The organism is Massilia consociata (assembly GCF_042432755.1).
In the GTDB taxonomy this organism is placed as follows: domain Bacteria; phylum Pseudomonadota; class Gammaproteobacteria; order Burkholderiales; family Burkholderiaceae_D; genus Telluria; species Telluria consociata.
In genome coordinates, this window is sequence record NZ_JBHLWP010000009.1 from 120,212 (window position 1) to 136,207 (window position 15,996).

A 15,996-nucleotide genomic window follows, 5' to 3' on the forward strand; every position below is an offset into this window, starting at 1 on the left:
AATGAACGCGAACAGGCTTGGCACAATCAAGTTGGCAGTGAGCGCGACAGCGCTGCTGCTCGGCGCTTGCTCCAACATGTCCGGCCTGGCCGGCGGCGAACAGGCCGGACGGAATGTGCTGGTCGTTGCGGATCCTCAACTGCACAATGTGCACGGCCTGAGTCTCAAGCAGATGGCGCCGTGGGCAGACTTTGTCAGCGGCGTCGCGATCCGGCCTCCAGAATTGAACCTTCTCGCACCGCTCGTGCTGGACCATGCGCTCACCGACGGCTTGAAGAGTAATCCGGACGTTCTGCTGGTGTTGGGGGATCTCGGCAACATCGGCTGTAGCGGCGAAATCGAGCAGTTCCAGAAGATCCTGCACGAACGGCCGGGCCCGCTCCCGCCGGTGATCATGGCCCATGGTAACCACGATACTTATCTGATGGGCACGCTCAATTCGTACGTTCCGGCCGACGAGGCCCCCAACTGGAAACCGGCGCGCATGGAAAAATCGCCCACGCCCACCGACGAAAGCTGGTGGGATCTTCCAACCGTCGATACACCGATGCAAAAGACCGGCTGGCGCGACGGCTGCTACCAGCCCGGCACGACAAGTGCCCCGATGAACAAGTCGCGCTGGCTGGCGAAGTACCTCGCGTCGCTGGCGCAGTGGGGAGCCGTTGTCGAGACGCCGGCTGCAGGCGCCACGGACGGGCCGTCGACGCCGATCCGGGTGCAGGCGACGCCGGGCACTGCGTTGGGCAAGATGGGCTATGTCGCCGAAGGCGTATGGCATCGCCCTGCGTTTGGCGACAAGGCGCCAAGCAAAGCCAGTTTCACGCCGACCTACAGCTCATACATCGTGCAGCGCTTCGACCTGGACAAGACCTCGACACTGGTCATTGATACCTCGGTCTGCCTGAATGCCGGTGCCAACGCGGCTTTCCCGATTACCAATGCAGGCATGTGGGGCTGCATCGGCCTCGAGCAGTTCGGCACGATCGAACGCATGGTGGCCCAGGTGCCGGCCGATCACAAGCTGGTCGTAGCGAGCCATTTTCCGATTAAATGGCTGGGCCCGTTGGAGACCCTGAGGCTTGTCCGTTTCCTTGGAAAACGCGGGAACTGGACTTATCTGTCCGCGCACTCCCATGATGCGCATTCCGACAAGCGCATCGCCCGCGGCCGCGAGATTAACATGGGCTCGACAACGGACTGGCCGATGGAATGGAACATCGTGCACTATCCGGGCGGCGCCGGAGTCCCCGCGGCGGCACCGGTGCGGCTCGGGCGGGTGCAGGAAATCGGCTATATCCACCCCGTGGATTTCGATGACCGCTTCGAGGTGTGCCGCCACCTGGCGGCGGCCGAGAAGCTCGCGAAGCTCGACCCCGCTGTCCCGATCAAGGAGTGGATGTCGCCTTCGACGCCGGCCGATTGCAGGATTGCCACGCGCGCGGACTGGCACACCCACAGCAGCCGCCTCGCGGAGCACGTCGCGAGAATCCATGCGCGCTACCGCGAGAACAAGGATGGCTACCGGGACCGGGTACTTGCGATCGCGGCGGCTGCCAGTGAAGCCGAGTCCCATGAATTCAGCCTGATCAAATAAGGCGAGGAGTGTCATGGACAAAGACATGAAGCGCCGCGTGTTATTGAAAGCCGGGATGCTTGCCGGCGCAGCCTCGCTGGGAGGCTGTTGCTGGCTGAAGCCGCGCGATCCGGTTCCGTACTGCCCCACCGGCAGCATGGTCAGCGCGCCGGACGGCCGGCTGACGATCGACGCCCATGCGCACGTGTTCAACGGTACCGACCTGCCGGTCGAGCCGTTCTTTCGACTCGTACTGGCGCGCGAGGCCGGCCTGCCGGGCGCAATTGCAGGCCTCATCGGCGAGCTGCTGCAGGCGGTTGCGTGGAATGTGGCCCCGGGCGCGCAACGGGAACTGGCGATGCTCGACAAGCTTCGGCCGGAGCTGGCGGCATGCGGCGATGGCCGCGGGACAACGGCTGCAGAAACCGTTCGCAACCTGGCCGATACCGCGCATCGGCAGGGAGTGGCCCAACTGCGGCAGGCGCTGGACAGCGCCAGGGGTGCCCAGTTGCGCGACAAGGCAGAGCGCAAGGCCGCGGCGGCGCTGACGATCGACATGCTCGCCGCGATGGCTGTGGTCGGCGAAATCGAACTGCTCGACGAGGACGAGAGCTACGAAGCGTATCGCCGGCGCATGCTGGCGGAGGAAAAGGCTGCGCTGATGGTCGATGAGGCGCGGCGCAGCGCGCGGGGCATGATCGCGTTCGTCCTGCAGAATTTCCAGTACCGCTATGTGACGATCCACGATTACCTTCAGCTCTACAACAAGCCCGGCGAACGCGTGGTAGACCTGATGATGCCGATGATGGTCGACTACGACTGGTGGCTGTCTTCCGGGGAAACCACGGCGACGGCGCTACGGGATCAGGTGGTGGTCATGGAGGCCCTGGCGATCGCGACTGGCGGAAGAGTGCATGGCTTCGTGCCCTTCGATCCGCTGCGCGAGGTGATGCATCAGGTCACGCTCCGGACGGGCAGACCCGTCCCCGGCTCGTTCGACCTGGTCAAGGAGGCGCTCGCGCGCGGGTGCATCGGCGTGAAGCTGTATCCGCCAATGGGCTTTGCCCCCTTGGGGAATGCCGGGATCCAGGAGAAGAACCCGGGCTTCTGGGATCGCCCATGGCTTCCGGAGCAAGTCAGGAAGGCGCCCGGACTCGGGCAACAACTCGACGCAGCGCTATGCCGGCTCTACGAATACTGCGTCGCGGAAGACGTCCCAATCATGGCCCATACCGGTCTGTCGAACGGTCCTGCGAAAGATTTCGAAGGGCTGGCAGGAGCGGAACACTGGAACACGGCCCTCCAGGCATATCGGGGACTGCGCATCAATTTCGGACACTTCGGCGACACGGCGCCGGTCGCTCATCAAGGGGACGTGGCGGCGCGTGCGCTTGCCTTCACAAAACTAATGCAGGCATCGGGGGCCGGTGCGCATGCCTATGCCGATTCGGGCTACTTCGTCGAAGCCATGGATGACGAAGACAAGATGCTGTCCTTGCTGCAGCAACTGTACACCCGCACCCACGACAAAGGGCCGGCAGCGCTGGAGAACCGCTTCCTCTACGGGTCCGACTGGGAAATGACGATCACGCACGGTCGCGTCGAGCCCTATCTGGCCTCATTCGAACGCTTGTTCGACCGTATGGCAGGTGACTCGCGGCTTGCAGGGGAACGCGCCAAAACGCTTGTCCGCAAGTTCTTCGGTGCGAATGCTGCGGACTACGCGGGCCTCAGGGCCGGCGAGAAAACGCGCGCGCGCCTGCAGGAGTTCTACAAGCGCAAGGGCATACCCGATGCGGACTGGATGCGCAAGGTGGATGCGTTGCCGTCGCCAACTCGCACCGCCAGTTAGGTCCACTCGCGCCGCTTGGCGCTGCCGAACCTCACACGCGCCATCGGGATCGTCCCGCCGGACGCCGGGCGCAGCTGGGTTAACTGATCATTGAAGAAGACGTGGGGCGTGCACCGACAATGCGCGTGATTTGTCCAAAACAGCTTCGGCTCGATCTGGGATCCCATCACTCCTCATCCCGGCACAGTTTGTCGAAAATCCGCCGGCGGGCGCCATCGAGCGCAGCCGCTGTCCCCTGCGCACCGGCGGCACCGACGTCGAGCAGCAGGCGCAGCTTGGCCAGCCGGTCGCCTTCGTGCAGCGCCTGGGCCAGCGGCGGCGCATCCGGCCGGCCAGCCTCCAGGATCGCTTTCGCGACCGGCGGTGGGAATTCCCACTGTGTTGCGATGCGCGCGGAGAGCGTGCGGGCGCTGTCCTGCAGCGCCGCCGCGAACGCATCGGATTGCGGCAGCGCCGCCGCGCCCGACACCTGGTCGACGAGGCGGAACGCGACGATCAGGCCCACGTTCTGCATCAAGCCGGCAAGACAGGCCTCGAACGGGTCGGCGCCGAGCACGGGCGCCGCGCTGCTGGCCGCAAGGGCGCACTTCTCGGACTGGCTCCAGACCTGCGGCGCAACCTGGCGCGCCAGGCGTCCGCCCTGGGTGCTGATCAGGGGACGGAAGGCCACCCGCGCCAGCAGCATGCGCAGGCCGTTCTGCCCCAGCAGCATGAGCGCCCCTTCGATGGTGCGCACCGGCGCGGTCGGGCGGTAGTACGGGCTGTTGACTTCACGGATGACTTCGGCGACGAGCGTGACGTCCTGCGCCACCTGGCGCGCAAGGTCGGCCGCCGACATGTTCTCGTCGCGCAGGCTGCGCAGCAGTTGCGGGACGACGCTGGGCACCCGCGGCACGAGGTCGGCGGCGGCGCCGGGATCGCGCGCCAGCCGGGCCAGCTCGTCCAGGATCAATTGCTCCGGCGCGTCACCCGCATGCGCCGTCGCACCCGCAAGCAAGCGATAAAAAGCGAGGTCGATATCGAGCGCTGGTGGCGGATTTACAACAATTTCCTGCGCGGGAGCGGTCTGGGCAGTGGGTGCGGCCTGGCCCGGACGGGTTGACCCGCCGAACCAGCGCGCAAGCCAATTTTTTATCATGGGGAGGAAATCAGGGCAGCAGGCAGGGCAATTCTACCCCAGCAGCGTGCGCGGCTGAGGGGAATAATGCGGGGAATAATGCAGGAATCAATGACGGGAAATAACGGACCTGCAGAAAGGAATACGCCCGGTCGCTGCCGCATGGCGGTGCGCAGCCGGGCTGCACGGCCGGCTGTGCCGGCCGGGAATAACGTGGCAGGGCCGCCATGCGGCCCTGCCAGGGTGTGGCTCAGCGGCCGGTGCCGGTCGTCGACGAGTTGGTGGTCGTCGAGTCGGTCATGTGGGTGTTGGTCGGGGTCGAGGCATTGCCCGTGTTCAGGTCATTGGTGGTGCCGGTGTTGGTGCCGCTCTGGCCCGAGGTGCCGGTGGTACCCGAGGCGCCGGTGGTGCCGGTGCTGCCCGAGCTCATCGACGAGCCGGAGGTCGAGCTGCCGGTGGAGTCGGTGCCGGTGCCGGTGGTGTTGCAGGCGGCAAGAGCGAAGGCCATGATGCCGCCCAGCAGGGCGCCTTGGAATTTGTTGGTCATTCGTTTTCTCCTTGGGGTTGGATAGGTATCGCCATCATGCGAGTACGGCCGGGCGTGTGAAATAGGAACACGGCGTTATCGCATGTAGGAGCGGGCGTACGTATTGACGGGTATCTTTCCGCTTGGCATATAAAACCACCGGGAGACGTGTGGACGTGCGCTGCCGTACCGTACCGTACCGTACCGGTCGGCCCGGCCGGCGGCACGGCGCGCTGCACGCGGCTCAGCGGCCGGTGCCCGAGGTCGAGGAGTTGGTGCTGTCCGAGCCGCTGGTGCCGCCGGTGCCCGACGCACCCACGTTGCCGGAAGCGCTGGAGCTGCCGGCGCCGCTCGTGCCCGCGCCGGTCGGGCTCATGGTGGAACCCGCGTCATAGGAGCCGGTGGTGCTGGTGTCGGTCGAGGTGCCGGTCGAGCTGCACGCTGCCAGTGCGAAGGCCATGATGCCGCCAGCAGGGCGCCTTGGAAGTTGGTTTTCATCCGTTCTCTCCTTGGGTTGGTGGTAACGCCATCATGCGAGGGCGGCCGTGCACACCCAATAGGAACACCGCCTTGGCGGATGTAGGAGGAGACGGACGTTCCCGTCAGGCCGTCGGCGCCGCATGGCTTGCCAGCCAGTCGAGCAGGGCATCCGGCGCCAGCGGACGGCTGTAGAAATAGCCCTGGCCCTTGGCGCAGAACTGGGCGCGCACCACGTCGGCCTGCGACTGCGTCTCGATGCCTTCGGCCACCGTCAGCATGCCGAGGCTTTGCGCCACCTTCACGGTGGCCTCGATCAGGACGCGGTGGTGGTTGCTGGTGTCGGCCTGGCTCACGAACGAGCGGTCGATCTTCACCGTGTCCACCGGCAGCAGGTGCAGGCTCGAGAGCGACGAGTAACCGGTGCCGAAATCGTCCAGCGCGAGCTTGACGCCGAGCGCCTTCAGTTCGTGCAGGCGCTGCTGGATGTCCAGGTCCTGCGCGGCCAGGCTTTCGGTCACTTCCAGCTGCAGCTGCCCGGGCGGCATGCCGGTGGCGCACAGGATGGCGTGGACCGTGTCGACCCAGCCCGGCTGGCCGAGCTGGGCGCGCGACAGGTTGACGGCGACCAGCCGCGGGGCTGCCGGGCCCAGGCGCGCCTGCCAGTCCATGAAGTCGCGGCACGAGCGCTCCAGCACGAAGTCGCCCACGGGCCCGATCAGGCCGCACTCTTCGGCCACCGTGATGAAGTCGACCGGGGGGACGATGCCGCGCGTCGGGTGGCGCCAGCGCACCAGCGCCTCGACCCCGGCCCCGTGGTCGGTGCGGCCGTCGGACAGCAGGCCGACCACCGGCTGGTACACGACGAACAGCTGCTCCTGCTCGATGGCCAGGCGCAGCTCGGCTTCGATATCGGCGCGGCGTGCCGCGCGCTCGCGCATCGCGGTCTCGAACACCAGGTGGCGCGCGCCGCCGGCGCGCTTGGCCTCGACCATGGCGATGCCTGCGTCGCGCAGCACCTCGTCGGCGTCGCGCGCGCTGTCGTAGCTCCATGCCAGCCCCAGGCTGGCGCTGCAGACCACATGGTGGCCCTGCACGCGGTAGGGTCGCGACAGTGCATCGAGCAGGCGCGCGGCGACACGTTCGGCGTCCTCGCGCGTGCGCATGCCGTCCAGCACCACCGCGAACTCGTCGCCGCCCACGCGCGCTGCCAGTTGGCCGCTTCCGCTCGCGGCGTCGATGCGGTCGCTGGGCGGGCGCAGCGCGCCGCGGATACGGTCCGCGATCTGCACCAGCAAGTCGTCGCCCGCGGCCTGGCCGAGGGTGTCGTTGATGCGCCGGAAACGGTCGCAGTTCATGAGCAGTACGGCGAAATTGTTCGGCGACTGCGCACCAGCCGGCAGCGGCCGTGCGACCAGGCGCTGCAACTGCTCGCGCACCGCTTCCCGGTTCGGCATGCGCGTGAGCGCATCGGTACGCGCCGCGTTGCGCAGGCGGCGCGCCAGCACTTCCTGCTCGCGCTGCACCTCGAGCGTGGCGTCGGCCACCACCGCCATCAGGCGCTCGCCATCGAGCTTCATGAGGCTGATCGCCAGCACTTGCGGGCTGCCCGGGCCGCTCAGCTCGGGCGGCAGGGTGGCGCGCAGCCCTTCGCAGATCACACCCGAGGGGGCGGTGAAGTCGCGTACCAGTTGCGGAAGTTGCGGGGCGAGCGGCGCGAGCGCCTCGAACAGGTTGTCCAGGCCGGCGCTGCGCGCGATCGGCATCAGGAGATTCGATGCCATCGGATTGAGCATGTCGACCGTGCCGTCGAAGCCGATCTGGGCCAGGCCGATCGGCGCGCGGTACAGGAACTGCACCAGGGCCTCGTAGGCATCGCTTGGGTCAGGCTGCATTTTTTCCTCCTTCCTCTCCGGGTGGCGCAGGGTCTGTCGATTCTGGGCGCCAGCACATCACACGGTTGCGTCCCGCGCGCTTGGCGGCGTACAAGGCCTGGTCCGCGCGCTTGAGCAGCAGGTCGATGCCGCCATCCGGCCCCTCGGCCGGCTCGAGGCAGGCCACCCCGGCGCTGAGCGTGTAGCGGATGCCTGCGTCGTCGAACTGGACGACCTGCGACGCAACGACGCCGCGCAGCCGCCGTGCGACCATCTCCGCGCGCGCCAGGTCGGTGGAAGGCAGGAGCACGGCGAATTCCTCGCCACCGATGCGCGCCACCGTGTCCACTTCGCGGAAGGTCTCGGCCAGGATCGCCGCCAGGTGTTGCAGCACGGCGTCGCCGCCCGGATGCCCGTAACGGTCGTTGATAGCCTTGAAGTGGTCGGCATCGACCACGATCACGGCGGTGGAGCGCGGCACGAACCTGCTGCGCGCCAGTTCCTGCTCGGCGGCCTCGAAGAAGGCGCGGCGGTTGGCCAGGCCGGTGAGGTAGTCGCCGTAGGCTTCGCGACGGCGACATTCGCTCGCCTCGCGCTTGTCGGTAATGTCGCGCAGGATCAGGCAGTAGGCCGGCCCGTCGGGCTCGCCGGCCCGGCCGTCCCCATCGGCGCGGTCGGGCAGCGGGGCGATCATCGCGCTGCCCCAGAAGCTGCTGCCGTCGGCGCGCGCACGCGTGCCTTCGTCCAGGCTCCAGCCATCCTTGTCGGCGTCGTGCAGGCGGTCGAGCACGCGCTCGGGCGTCATCGCGTCCCGAGGGTAGAAGACGGAGTACGGCCGGCCCACGATCTCGGCGCCGAAGCCGGTGACGCGGCCGATGCTCGGATTCCAGTCGGTCACGGCGCCCTGCGCGTCGAGGCCGACGAGCGCATAATCGGTGATGCCGGTCAGGATGGCGTTGAGCCAGGCGTCGTTCTGGCGCAACTGGCGCTCGCGCCGCACCTGCAAGGTGACGTCGTCGATCACCGCCATCATGCGCCGCCCATCGAGCTTGAGCAGCGTGATTGCCAGGATCTGCGGAATCTTCTTGCCGGTGCCGCCGGCATTCAGGTGCACGTGCAGGCCATCGCAGATTTTTCCGGAAGGCTTGTCGAAACGGCTGCTCAGGTGGCGCAGTTCCGGCGCCACGCCTTCCAGTGCGGTGAACAGGTTGTCGAGGCTGCCATCGTGCGACAGCGGCATGAGCAGCTGGGCGGCGATCGGGTTCATCATCACGATGGCGCCATCGAGGTCGGCCTGTGCCAGGCCCACCGGCGCCAGGTACAGGAACTGGATCAGCGCCTCGTGTTCCGCGCGCAGCTGCTCGAGATCGCTCACCGGCGTTACCGCGGCTGGCGCTGGACCAGCACGTAGCGGTGCCTGCCCGCCGGGCTGGCCAGCAGGCGCAGGGCGACCTTCACCGGGCGCATGCGCAGGGTCAGGACGTAGTCGATGGTGGCATCGAGCGCGCTGCCTTCTTCCTGCGCATCCTCGAAGCGCTGGGCCACCATGAAGTTGTTCAGGCAGGGGGCGACGTTGGTGAACAGCGGCTCGCCCAGCACGCGTTGCGTGGACAGGCCGGCTGCCTGCGATTCGAAGGCGTTGTAGCGCTGGACCTTGGTGTCGGCGTCGAAGGCGATCACGCCGAAATCGAGCTGGTCGAGTTGTTCGGTGGTGCAGTCGTCGAGCTGCGCGGCCAGGTCGGCCGAGGCGAACGACAGGGGGCGGTGTGCATCGTTGGTGTCCGCGGATGGCGGATATTTAGTTGATTTGAGGAAATTGATGTTGACACGCGAGCAGGAGCTTGTCAATTGTGCGCGCCCTGTTTTGACATTTTGCGTTGTCAATTCTCCTTTCCGGTGCAAAAACAGCCGCGTTCATTGACAGCCGCGCGCGCCGTCGGCACCATCTGCCGGTTTCCGCTGCCGCTTGTCATGACCAAACCCGTTCCCGCCGACCGCCGCTGGTGTTCACACCGATCCACCTTGTTGCGCGTGCTGTCCGACCTGCTTGCGGGCGAGCTGGCGCTCATGCGTCCCGGCATCGCGCGCCGCCCCTTGCCGTGGCCGCCCGAACTGGACCTGGCGGCGGACCTCGGCGCCGATTCGCTGGAGTTGCTGGGCCTGGCCAGCGCGATGGAAGAGGTACTGGCCATCGGCTGCATCGGCCAGGAGCGGGTGCTGGCCGATCCCCGGCTCGGCGCATGGCTTGACGCTGCGGCGGCGGGCCTGGACAGCGGCGCCGATCTCATCCGATTCCGCACTTCCGGTAGTTCCGGCGCCCCCAAGTCCTGCAGCCATACCCTGGACACCCTGTGGCAGGAAACTGCCGAGCTGGCGCAACTGTTCCCGTCCACCCGGCGGATCGTGACGCTGGTGCCTGCGCACCACATCTACGGATTCCTGTTCACGGTGCTGCTGCCGCGGGCGCTGGGGCTGCCCCCGGACGCGCTGCGCGACCTGCGCGGAGCCTCGCCGGGTGGAGTGGCGCGCCAGTTGCAGCCGGGTGACCTGGTGGTCGGGTTCCCCGACTTCTGGGGCGCATTCGCGCCGGTGGCGGGCCCGCTTGCGCCTGGCATCGTGGGCGTGAGTTCGACCGCACCCTGCCCGGACGTCGTGGCGCGCGCCGTCGTCGCTGCCGGGCTGGCGCGCCTGGTGCAGGTATACGGCAGTTCCGAAACGGCCGGCGTGGGCTGGCGCGAAGACGCGGACGGCGATTACCGCCTGTTTCCTTTTTGGGAAGCAGGGGAGGACGCGGCAAGCCTGGTGCGGCTTGGCGCGGACGGACGGCGCAGCACCTACCCGCTGCAGGACCGGCTGGCCTGGTCGGCCCCGGGGTACTTCCGCCCGGTGGGACGGATCGACCACGCGGTGCAGGTCGGCGGGACGAACGTGTTCCCGGCCTACGTGGCCGACGTGCTGCGCATGCACCCGGCGGTCGGGCAGGCCGCGGTGCGCCTCATGCGGCCTGACGAAGGGCAGCGCCTGAAAGCGTTCGTGGTGCCGCGCGCGGGCGTGCCCGGCGATGCGTCCGGCCTGCGTGCGGAATTGACGGCGTGGATCGGCCAGCGCCTGTCGGCGCCGGAGTGTCCCGCCGCCTACTCGTTCGGTCCGGCGCTGCCGCGCAACGCCGGCGGCAAGCTCACCGACTGGATCATCGACGCCTGGGCCTGAACACCCGGGTACAGGCCGCTACAGGTCGACCAGCACCTCGAAGCCGCCCCAGAACATGCGCTTGCCGTCGAAGGGCATGGTCCCGGGCTGCATCATGTCGGCCATGCGCGGATCCTTCATGACCTTGTCGTTGACCTCGTCGCGCTGCTGGCGCGATTCGTAGACGATCCAGGAAAAGATCACGGTTTCGCCTTCTTCCAGCTTGACGCTCTGGGGAAAGGACGTGACCAGGCCCGGCTTGACGTCATCGCCGACGCATTCGACGAACTTCAACGCGCCATGCTCGCGCCAGATCTGGCCGGCACGGGTGGCGATATCGCGGTACTTCTCGATGTTGGACAGGGGAACGGGAAGCACGAAACCGTCGACGTAGGCCATGGTGATCTCCTCGGGATAGGCGGGTTGCCTCGGGAACGGGAACCGCCTGGTAACAGACCCGTGGAAGGCCGCGAGGTTCCCGCATCGCGGGAACCAGGCCGGCATCGCGTCAGAAGATCGTGGTGGGAGGAGGAGGTGGAGGCGGCGGTGGGGCGGGCGCTGCCGGCGCTTCCAGCGGATCTTCGCCGTACTCCTCCTCTTCCGGCAACGCGATGCCGCTGTCGAGCGCAGGCGCGACGTCGATCGCACGCCGGTCGTCACGCTCCACGTTCTCGGCGTAGATCCAGTCGTCGTTCTCGCGCAACACGCCTTCCGGTTCGATCCTCTCTTCCTGCGGCGGCACCTTGGCCAGCGCCACGCGCATGTAGTCGATCCAGATCGGCAGCGCCAGGGTGGAGCCGAACTCGCGCCCGCCCAGCGAGCGCGGCTCGTCGTAGCCCATCCAGGCCACCGCGACCACGTTGCCGCCGTAGCCGGCGAACCACCCGTCGATGGCGTCGTTCGTGGTGCCGGTCTTGCCGGCGATATCCTGGCGTCCCAGTCTCTGGCTGGCCGCGGCGCCGGTGCCGTAGCGCGTGACGTCGCGCAGCATGCTGTCGGTAATGAACGCGTTGCGCGGGTCGAGCACGCGGTTGGCCTCCTGCGCGGCGGCCGGCGGCCTGTTGTCCACCAGGATGGTGCCGTCGCCGTCCCGGATCTGCGCGATCAGGTAGGGCTTGACCCGGTAGCCGCCGTTGGCGAGCACCGCATACGCGCCGGCCAGCTGCAGCGGCGTGACGGCGCCGGTGCCCAGGCCGAGCGTGAGGTTGCGCGGGTGCCGCGCCGGGTCGAAGCCGAAGCGGCCGAGGTAGGCGTGGGTATAGTCCACGTCGAGCGCGCGCAGCAGCCGTACCGTGGCGACGTTCTTCGAGCGCGTGAGGGCGCGGCGCAGGGTGATCGCCCCGTCGTAGGCGCCGTCGTCGTTCTGCGGCGACCAGGTCGCCCCCGCGTTCTCGCCCGGCAGGTCGAGCGGCGCGTCGAGGATGAGCGTGGAGGGCGCGTAGCCGAGTTCGATGGCCGCCGAATACACGAAGGGCTTGATGACCGACCCCGGCTGGCGCCACGCCTGCGTGACGTGATTGAACTTCTGCAAGTTGAAGTCGAAGCCTCCGACCAGCGCATGGTAGGCGCCGGTACCGGCGTCGATCGCGACGAACGCCGCGGCGACCTCGGGCAACTGCGTGATTGCCCAGCCGTCCTTGCCCAGCTTGCTGATGCGCACGACCGCGCCCGGCGCGATCCGGACCTTGTCGCCGGCGTTCGGCGCCAGGCCCCGTGCGGCGAACTTCAATCCGGCGCCTTCGATGGTGATGTCGTCGCCGCCCAGGGTCTCGACCGTCACGCGCCTGGCGGATGCGGCGGTGACCATGGCCGGCAGCAGGCCGTCGCTCACCGGCCGCTTCTGCAGCGCCTCGATGATGGCTTCCTCGCGCTCGAGGCGGTCCTGCGGCAGCGTGATGCGCGCTTCCGGGCCGCGGTAGCCGTGGCGCTGGTCGTAGTCCAGTACGTTGCGCCGCACCGATTCGTAGGCCGCGTCCTGTTCGGCCTTGAGGATGGTCGTGGTGACCACGATGCCACGCTCGTAGGCTTGCTCTCCGAACTGCGTGTAGACGGCCTGGCGCGCCAGTTCGGCCACGTAGTCGGCCCTGGTCTCGAACACCTGGCCGCCACGTTTGAGGCGCAGCGGCTCCGCCAGCGCCTGGCGGTATTCGGGTTCGGTGATCTGGCCGAGCTCATACAGGCGCTTGAGCACGGCATGCTGGCGCTGCTGCGCGCGCTTCGGGTTGGCCACCGGGTTGTGGCGCGAAGGGTTCTGCGGCAGGCCGGCCAGCATGGCGGTCTCCGCCAGCGTCAATTCTTCCAGCGACTTGCCGAAGTAGCCACGCGCGGCGCTGGAGAACCCGTAGGAGCGGTTGCCGAGGAAGATCTGGTTCATGTACAGCTCGAGGATCTGGTCCTTGCTGAGGGCATCCTCGATCCGGTAGGCGAGGGCGACTTCGGTCAGCTTGCGCGAGATGACCTTTTCCTTCGAGAGGAAGAAGTTGCGCGCCACCTGCATCGTGATGGTCGAGGCGCCGCCGGATCCGAAGCCGTCGCGCAGGTTGGTGGCGACGGCGCGCGCGGCGCCGCGCCAGTCGATGCCCTGGTGCTGGTAGAAGTGGGCGTCCTCGATGGCGAGCAGGGCCTGTTTCATCCGGGCCGGAATCCTGTCGATCGGGACGAAGTCGCGCCGCTCGACGCCGAACTCGCCGATCAGGTGATTGTCGGCGGTGTACACCCGCAGCGGAATCTTGGGCTGGTAGTCCAGGACGGCGTCGATCTTCGGCACGTTCGGCAGGATCGCCGTCATCATGTAGATCGCGGCGCCCGCAATTGCCATGACGACGGCGGCAAGGCTGAAGAGGATGAAGGCGCGCAGGAGGCCGAAACGCCGCACGGGCGGCTGGGGGGATGTGGTCACGAAGTTGCTACCTAAGTTTTGCTACCAGAATTTGCTGCCTGAATTTGCTGCTCGAGTTGCTACGCGATTAGTCGCAGGGCAGGGCCGGTGCTGCATGAAGGCCGTCACCGGCCGATTATAAACCGCTTTCATTCCATTTCGGCATGTGCCATAGTCACGCCTTCAGCTCTACCTAAGTCTGCATTCCGAAGGAACCCTCCATGCCTTACGATTCCGCATCCGGCCAACCCCCGGCCGGCTTCAAGCCCTACATCCCGGCCGGCGCGCACCTGCCCGAAATGACGCTGCGCGCGCTTGTCATGGGCGTGGTGCTGGGCATGGTGTTCGGCGCTTCCTCGCTCTACCTCGTGCTCAAGGTCGGCCTCACCGTCAGCGCCTCGATCCCGGTGGCGGTCATCGCGATCACCCTGTTCGGCATGGCGCGCAAGATGGGCGCGCGCGAATCGACCATCCTCGAGAACAGCATCACCCAGACCGCCGGTTCGGCCGGCGAATCGCTGGCCTTCGGCCTGGGCGCGACCATGCCGGCCATCCTGATCCTGGGTTTCGACCTCGAGATCACCCGCGTCATGCTGGTGGGCGTGCTGGGCGGCCTGCTGGGCATCCTGATGATGATCCCGATGCGCCGCACGATGATCGTCGACGCGCATGGCCAGCTGAAGTACCCGGAAGGTACCGCCTGCGCCGAGGTGCTCAAGGCCGCCGCCACCGACGTCTCGCGCGAAGCCGCGGGCGAGGAGCGCGACCCGGCCTCGGACGCCGTCAAGGACGCGAAGCGCCGCGCCGCGATCATCTTCGGCGGCTTCGGCATCGGCCTGCTGTACAAGACCCTGAGCGTCTCGTTCAAGGGCTGGAGGGACACCGTCAACTTCGAGTTCGGCGCGCCGCTCAAGGGCGGCTCCGCCGGCGCCGAGGTGTCGCCCGAACTGCTGGGGGTGGGTTACATCATCGGCCCGCGCATCGCCCTCACCATGGCGGCGGGCGGCGTGCTGTCCTACCTGATGCTGATCCCGATGATCAAGTTCTTCGGCGATGCCCTGAGCGCACCGCTGGCGCCGGCGACCACCTTGATACGCGACATGTCGCCGGACGAGATCCGCAACGCCTACGTGCTCTACATCGGCGCCGGCGCGGTGGCCGCCGCGGGCCTGATCTCGCTGGTGCGCGCGATGCCGATGATCTGGAAGAGCCTGAGCGCGGGGCTGTCCGGGATGGGCAAATCCAGTTCGGCCGACGCCACGCTGCGCACCGACCGCGACATCCCGATGAAGTGGGTGATGATCGGCTGCCTTGCCATCATCGCCATCATCACCGTGGCCACCCCCCTGCACATGAACCTGCTGGGCGCGCTCCTGATCCTGGTGTTCGGCTTCCTGTTCTCCACCGTGTCCTCGCGCCTGACCGGCGAAATCGGCTCGTCCTCGAACCCGATCTCGGGCATGGCGGTGGCGACGCTGCTGTTCACCTGCCTGATCTTCCTGGTGATGGGCTGGACCGGCGGCCAGTACTACGTGACCGCGCTGTCGGTCGGCGCCATCGTCTGCATCGCGGCCAGCAACGCCGGCACCACCTCGCAGGACCTGAAGACCGGTTTCCTGGTGGGCTCGACCCCGCGCATGCAGCAATACGCGATCCTGTGCGGCGCCTTCGCCTCGGCGCTGGTGCTGGGCCCGATCCTGCTCAAGCTGAACGAGGCGGGCACGGTCTACGTGCCGGCGGCCCAGGTGGCGCCCGGCCTGAGCGTGGATGCGTCGAAGCTGACCCAGACTGCCCGGCTGCAGGGCCCGCAGGCGGCCAGCGACGCCAATACCTACAAGGTCTGGCAGAAGAACGACAGCGTGGGCGGCCCGGCCGGCAAGTACCTGGTGGCCGACGACGGCAAGGTGGCGTACCTGGTCGACCCGGGCATCAACGGCGTCCACAAGACCCGCCCGGACGGTACCGAGGTCAAGAAGTACGACGCGCCGAAGGCCGTCCTGATGTCCTACATCATCAAGGGCATCCTCGACCAGGAACTGCCGTGGACCCTGGTGCTGTTCGGCGTGATGATCTCGGTGGTGCTGGAGATGGCGGGCATCGCCTCGCTGGCCTTCACCGTCGGCGTCTACCTGCCGCTGGTGGCGACGCTGCCGATCGCGGTGGGCGGCCTGCTGCGCTGGGGCGTGGACCGCCGCAACAACAAGCTGCCGCAGTACGAGAAGCTGACGCCGGAACAGTGCCAGGCCGCGGGTGACCGCAGTTCGGGCACGCTGCTGGCCTCGGGCTACATCGCGGGCGGCGCGCTGGCGGGCATCATCATCGCCATCACGGCCGGCGTGCTGACCGACTTCGACAGCACCATGGCCAAGTGGGCGGAAGCGGCAAATCCGTTCTACGCGGGCCCCGACGCCAATGTGCTGACCCTGGTTCCGTATGCGCTGATCATCGGGCTGCTGTACTGGGTGGCCCGCGAGAAGCCCGGAAAGCGGCAGCAGACATAAAACGAATGG

The 15,996-nt window shown here is 67.5% G+C and carries 12 protein-coding genes; 4 read left to right on the forward strand and 8 right to left on the reverse strand.

From position 1 onward, the window contains the following. Nucleotide 1 precedes the first annotated feature (1 nt). Together ACFFJK_RS07600 and ACFFJK_RS07605 are read left to right on the forward strand one after the other, a co-directional pair. Nucleotides 2–1,594 carry a metallophosphoesterase gene (locus ACFFJK_RS07600; protein ID WP_379678580.1) on the forward strand — a complete coding sequence of 531 codons (1,593 nt, stop codon included), beginning with the start codon at nt 2–4 and terminating at the stop codon, nt 1,592–1,594. A 13-nt stretch (nt 1,595–1,607) separates the two neighbouring features. Continuing rightward, the gene (locus tag ACFFJK_RS07605; RefSeq protein ID WP_379678581.1) at nt 1,608–3,425 is read left to right on the forward strand and encodes a hypothetical protein; all 1,818 of its coding nucleotides are present in this window, start codon (nt 1,608–1,610) and stop codon (nt 3,423–3,425) included. A gap of 166 nt (nt 3,426–3,591) precedes the next feature. Here the strand turns inward: ACFFJK_RS07605 and ACFFJK_RS07610 are convergent, their stop codons facing one another. The 6 genes from ACFFJK_RS07610 to ACFFJK_RS07635 form a co-directional block, all read right to left on the reverse strand. Beyond that, nucleotides 3,592–4,563, reverse strand: a complete 972-nt coding sequence (locus tag ACFFJK_RS07610) for an HDOD domain-containing protein (protein ID WP_379678583.1) — start codon at nt 4,561–4,563, stop codon at nt 3,592–3,594. A 229-nt stretch (nt 4,564–4,792) separates the two neighbouring features. Continuing rightward, nucleotides 4,793–5,089, reverse strand: a complete 297-nt coding sequence (locus ACFFJK_RS07615; protein ID WP_379678584.1) for a hypothetical protein — start codon at nt 5,087–5,089, stop codon at nt 4,793–4,795. A 223-nt stretch (nt 5,090–5,312) separates the two neighbouring features. Beyond that, complete coding sequence (locus tag ACFFJK_RS07620; RefSeq protein ID WP_379678585.1) at nt 5,313–5,528, reverse strand: hypothetical protein; 216 nt, start codon at nt 5,526–5,528, stop codon at nt 5,313–5,315. 142 nt (nt 5,529–5,670) lie between these two features. Next, a complete protein-coding gene (locus ACFFJK_RS07625) occupies nt 5,671–7,440 on the reverse strand; it encodes a putative bifunctional diguanylate cyclase/phosphodiesterase (RefSeq protein ID WP_379678586.1) in 1,770 nt (589 codons plus the stop codon). Continuing rightward, nucleotides 7,430–8,794 carry a sensor domain-containing diguanylate cyclase gene (locus tag ACFFJK_RS07630; RefSeq protein WP_379678587.1) on the reverse strand — a complete coding sequence of 455 codons (1,365 nt, stop codon included), beginning with the start codon at nt 8,792–8,794 and terminating at the stop codon, nt 7,430–7,432. Before ACFFJK_RS07630 ends, ACFFJK_RS07625 begins: the two co-directional genes overlap by 11 nt. Nucleotides 8,795–8,799: 5 nt before the next feature. Further along, nucleotides 8,800–9,267, reverse strand: coding sequence for a PAS domain-containing protein (locus ACFFJK_RS07635; protein WP_379678588.1), 468 nt, complete (start codon nt 9,265–9,267; stop codon nt 8,800–8,802). Between the two features lie 123 nt (nt 9,268–9,390). On the opposite strand from ACFFJK_RS07635, the gene ACFFJK_RS07640 reads away from it, so the two are divergent. Then, nucleotides 9,391–10,629, forward strand: a complete 1,239-nt coding sequence (locus ACFFJK_RS07640; RefSeq protein ID WP_379678589.1) for an AMP-binding enzyme — start codon at nt 9,391–9,393, stop codon at nt 10,627–10,629. 18 nt (nt 10,630–10,647) lie between these two features. Here the strand turns inward: ACFFJK_RS07640 and ACFFJK_RS07645 are convergent, their stop codons facing one another. Beyond that, nucleotides 10,648–11,007 carry a DUF1428 domain-containing protein gene (locus ACFFJK_RS07645; protein ID WP_379678590.1) on the reverse strand — a complete coding sequence of 120 codons (360 nt, stop codon included), beginning with the start codon at nt 11,005–11,007 and terminating at the stop codon, nt 10,648–10,650. Between the two features lie 109 nt (nt 11,008–11,116). After that, nucleotides 11,117–13,507 (reverse strand): penicillin-binding protein 1A, encoded by a 2,391-nt coding sequence (locus ACFFJK_RS07650; protein ID WP_379678591.1) that lies wholly within the window; start codon nt 13,505–13,507, stop codon nt 11,117–11,119. Nucleotides 13,508–13,707: 200 nt separating this feature from the next. Between ACFFJK_RS07650 and ACFFJK_RS07655 the strand changes: the two genes are divergently transcribed. Further along, complete coding sequence (locus tag ACFFJK_RS07655) at nt 13,708–15,987, forward strand: OPT family oligopeptide transporter (protein WP_379678592.1); 2,280 nt, start codon at nt 13,708–13,710, stop codon at nt 15,985–15,987. Nucleotides 15,988–15,996: the final 9 nt, after the last annotated feature.

Excerpts from the sequence above, each read along its gene's own strand:
- ACFFJK_RS07600 (WP_379678580.1), top strand. The coding sequence starts at position 2 with ATGAACGCGAACAGGCTTGGCACAATCAAGTTGGCAGTGAGCGCGACA.
- ACFFJK_RS07605 (WP_379678581.1), top strand. The coding sequence starts at position 1,608 with ATGGACAAAGACATGAAGCGCCGCGTGTTATTGAAAGCCGGGATGCTT.
- ACFFJK_RS07610 (WP_379678583.1), bottom strand. The coding sequence starts at position 4,563 with ATGATAAAAAATTGGCTTGCGCGCTGGTTCGGCGGGTCAACCCGTCCG.
- ACFFJK_RS07615 (WP_379678584.1), bottom strand. The coding sequence starts at position 5,089 with ATGACCAACAAATTCCAAGGCGCCCTGCTGGGCGGCATCATGGCCTTC.
- ACFFJK_RS07620 (WP_379678585.1), bottom strand. The coding sequence starts at position 5,528 with ATGGCCTTCGCACTGGCAGCGTGCAGCTCGACCGGCACCTCGACCGAC.
- ACFFJK_RS07625 (WP_379678586.1), bottom strand. The coding sequence starts at position 7,440 with ATGCAGCCTGACCCAAGCGATGCCTACGAGGCCCTGGTGCAGTTCCTG.
- ACFFJK_RS07640 (WP_379678589.1), top strand. The coding sequence starts at position 9,391 with ATGACCAAACCCGTTCCCGCCGACCGCCGCTGGTGTTCACACCGATCC.
- ACFFJK_RS07645 (WP_379678590.1), bottom strand. The coding sequence starts at position 11,007 with ATGGCCTACGTCGACGGTTTCGTGCTTCCCGTTCCCCTGTCCAACATC.
- ACFFJK_RS07655 (WP_379678592.1), top strand. The coding sequence starts at position 13,708 with ATGCCTTACGATTCCGCATCCGGCCAACCCCCGGCCGGCTTCAAGCCC.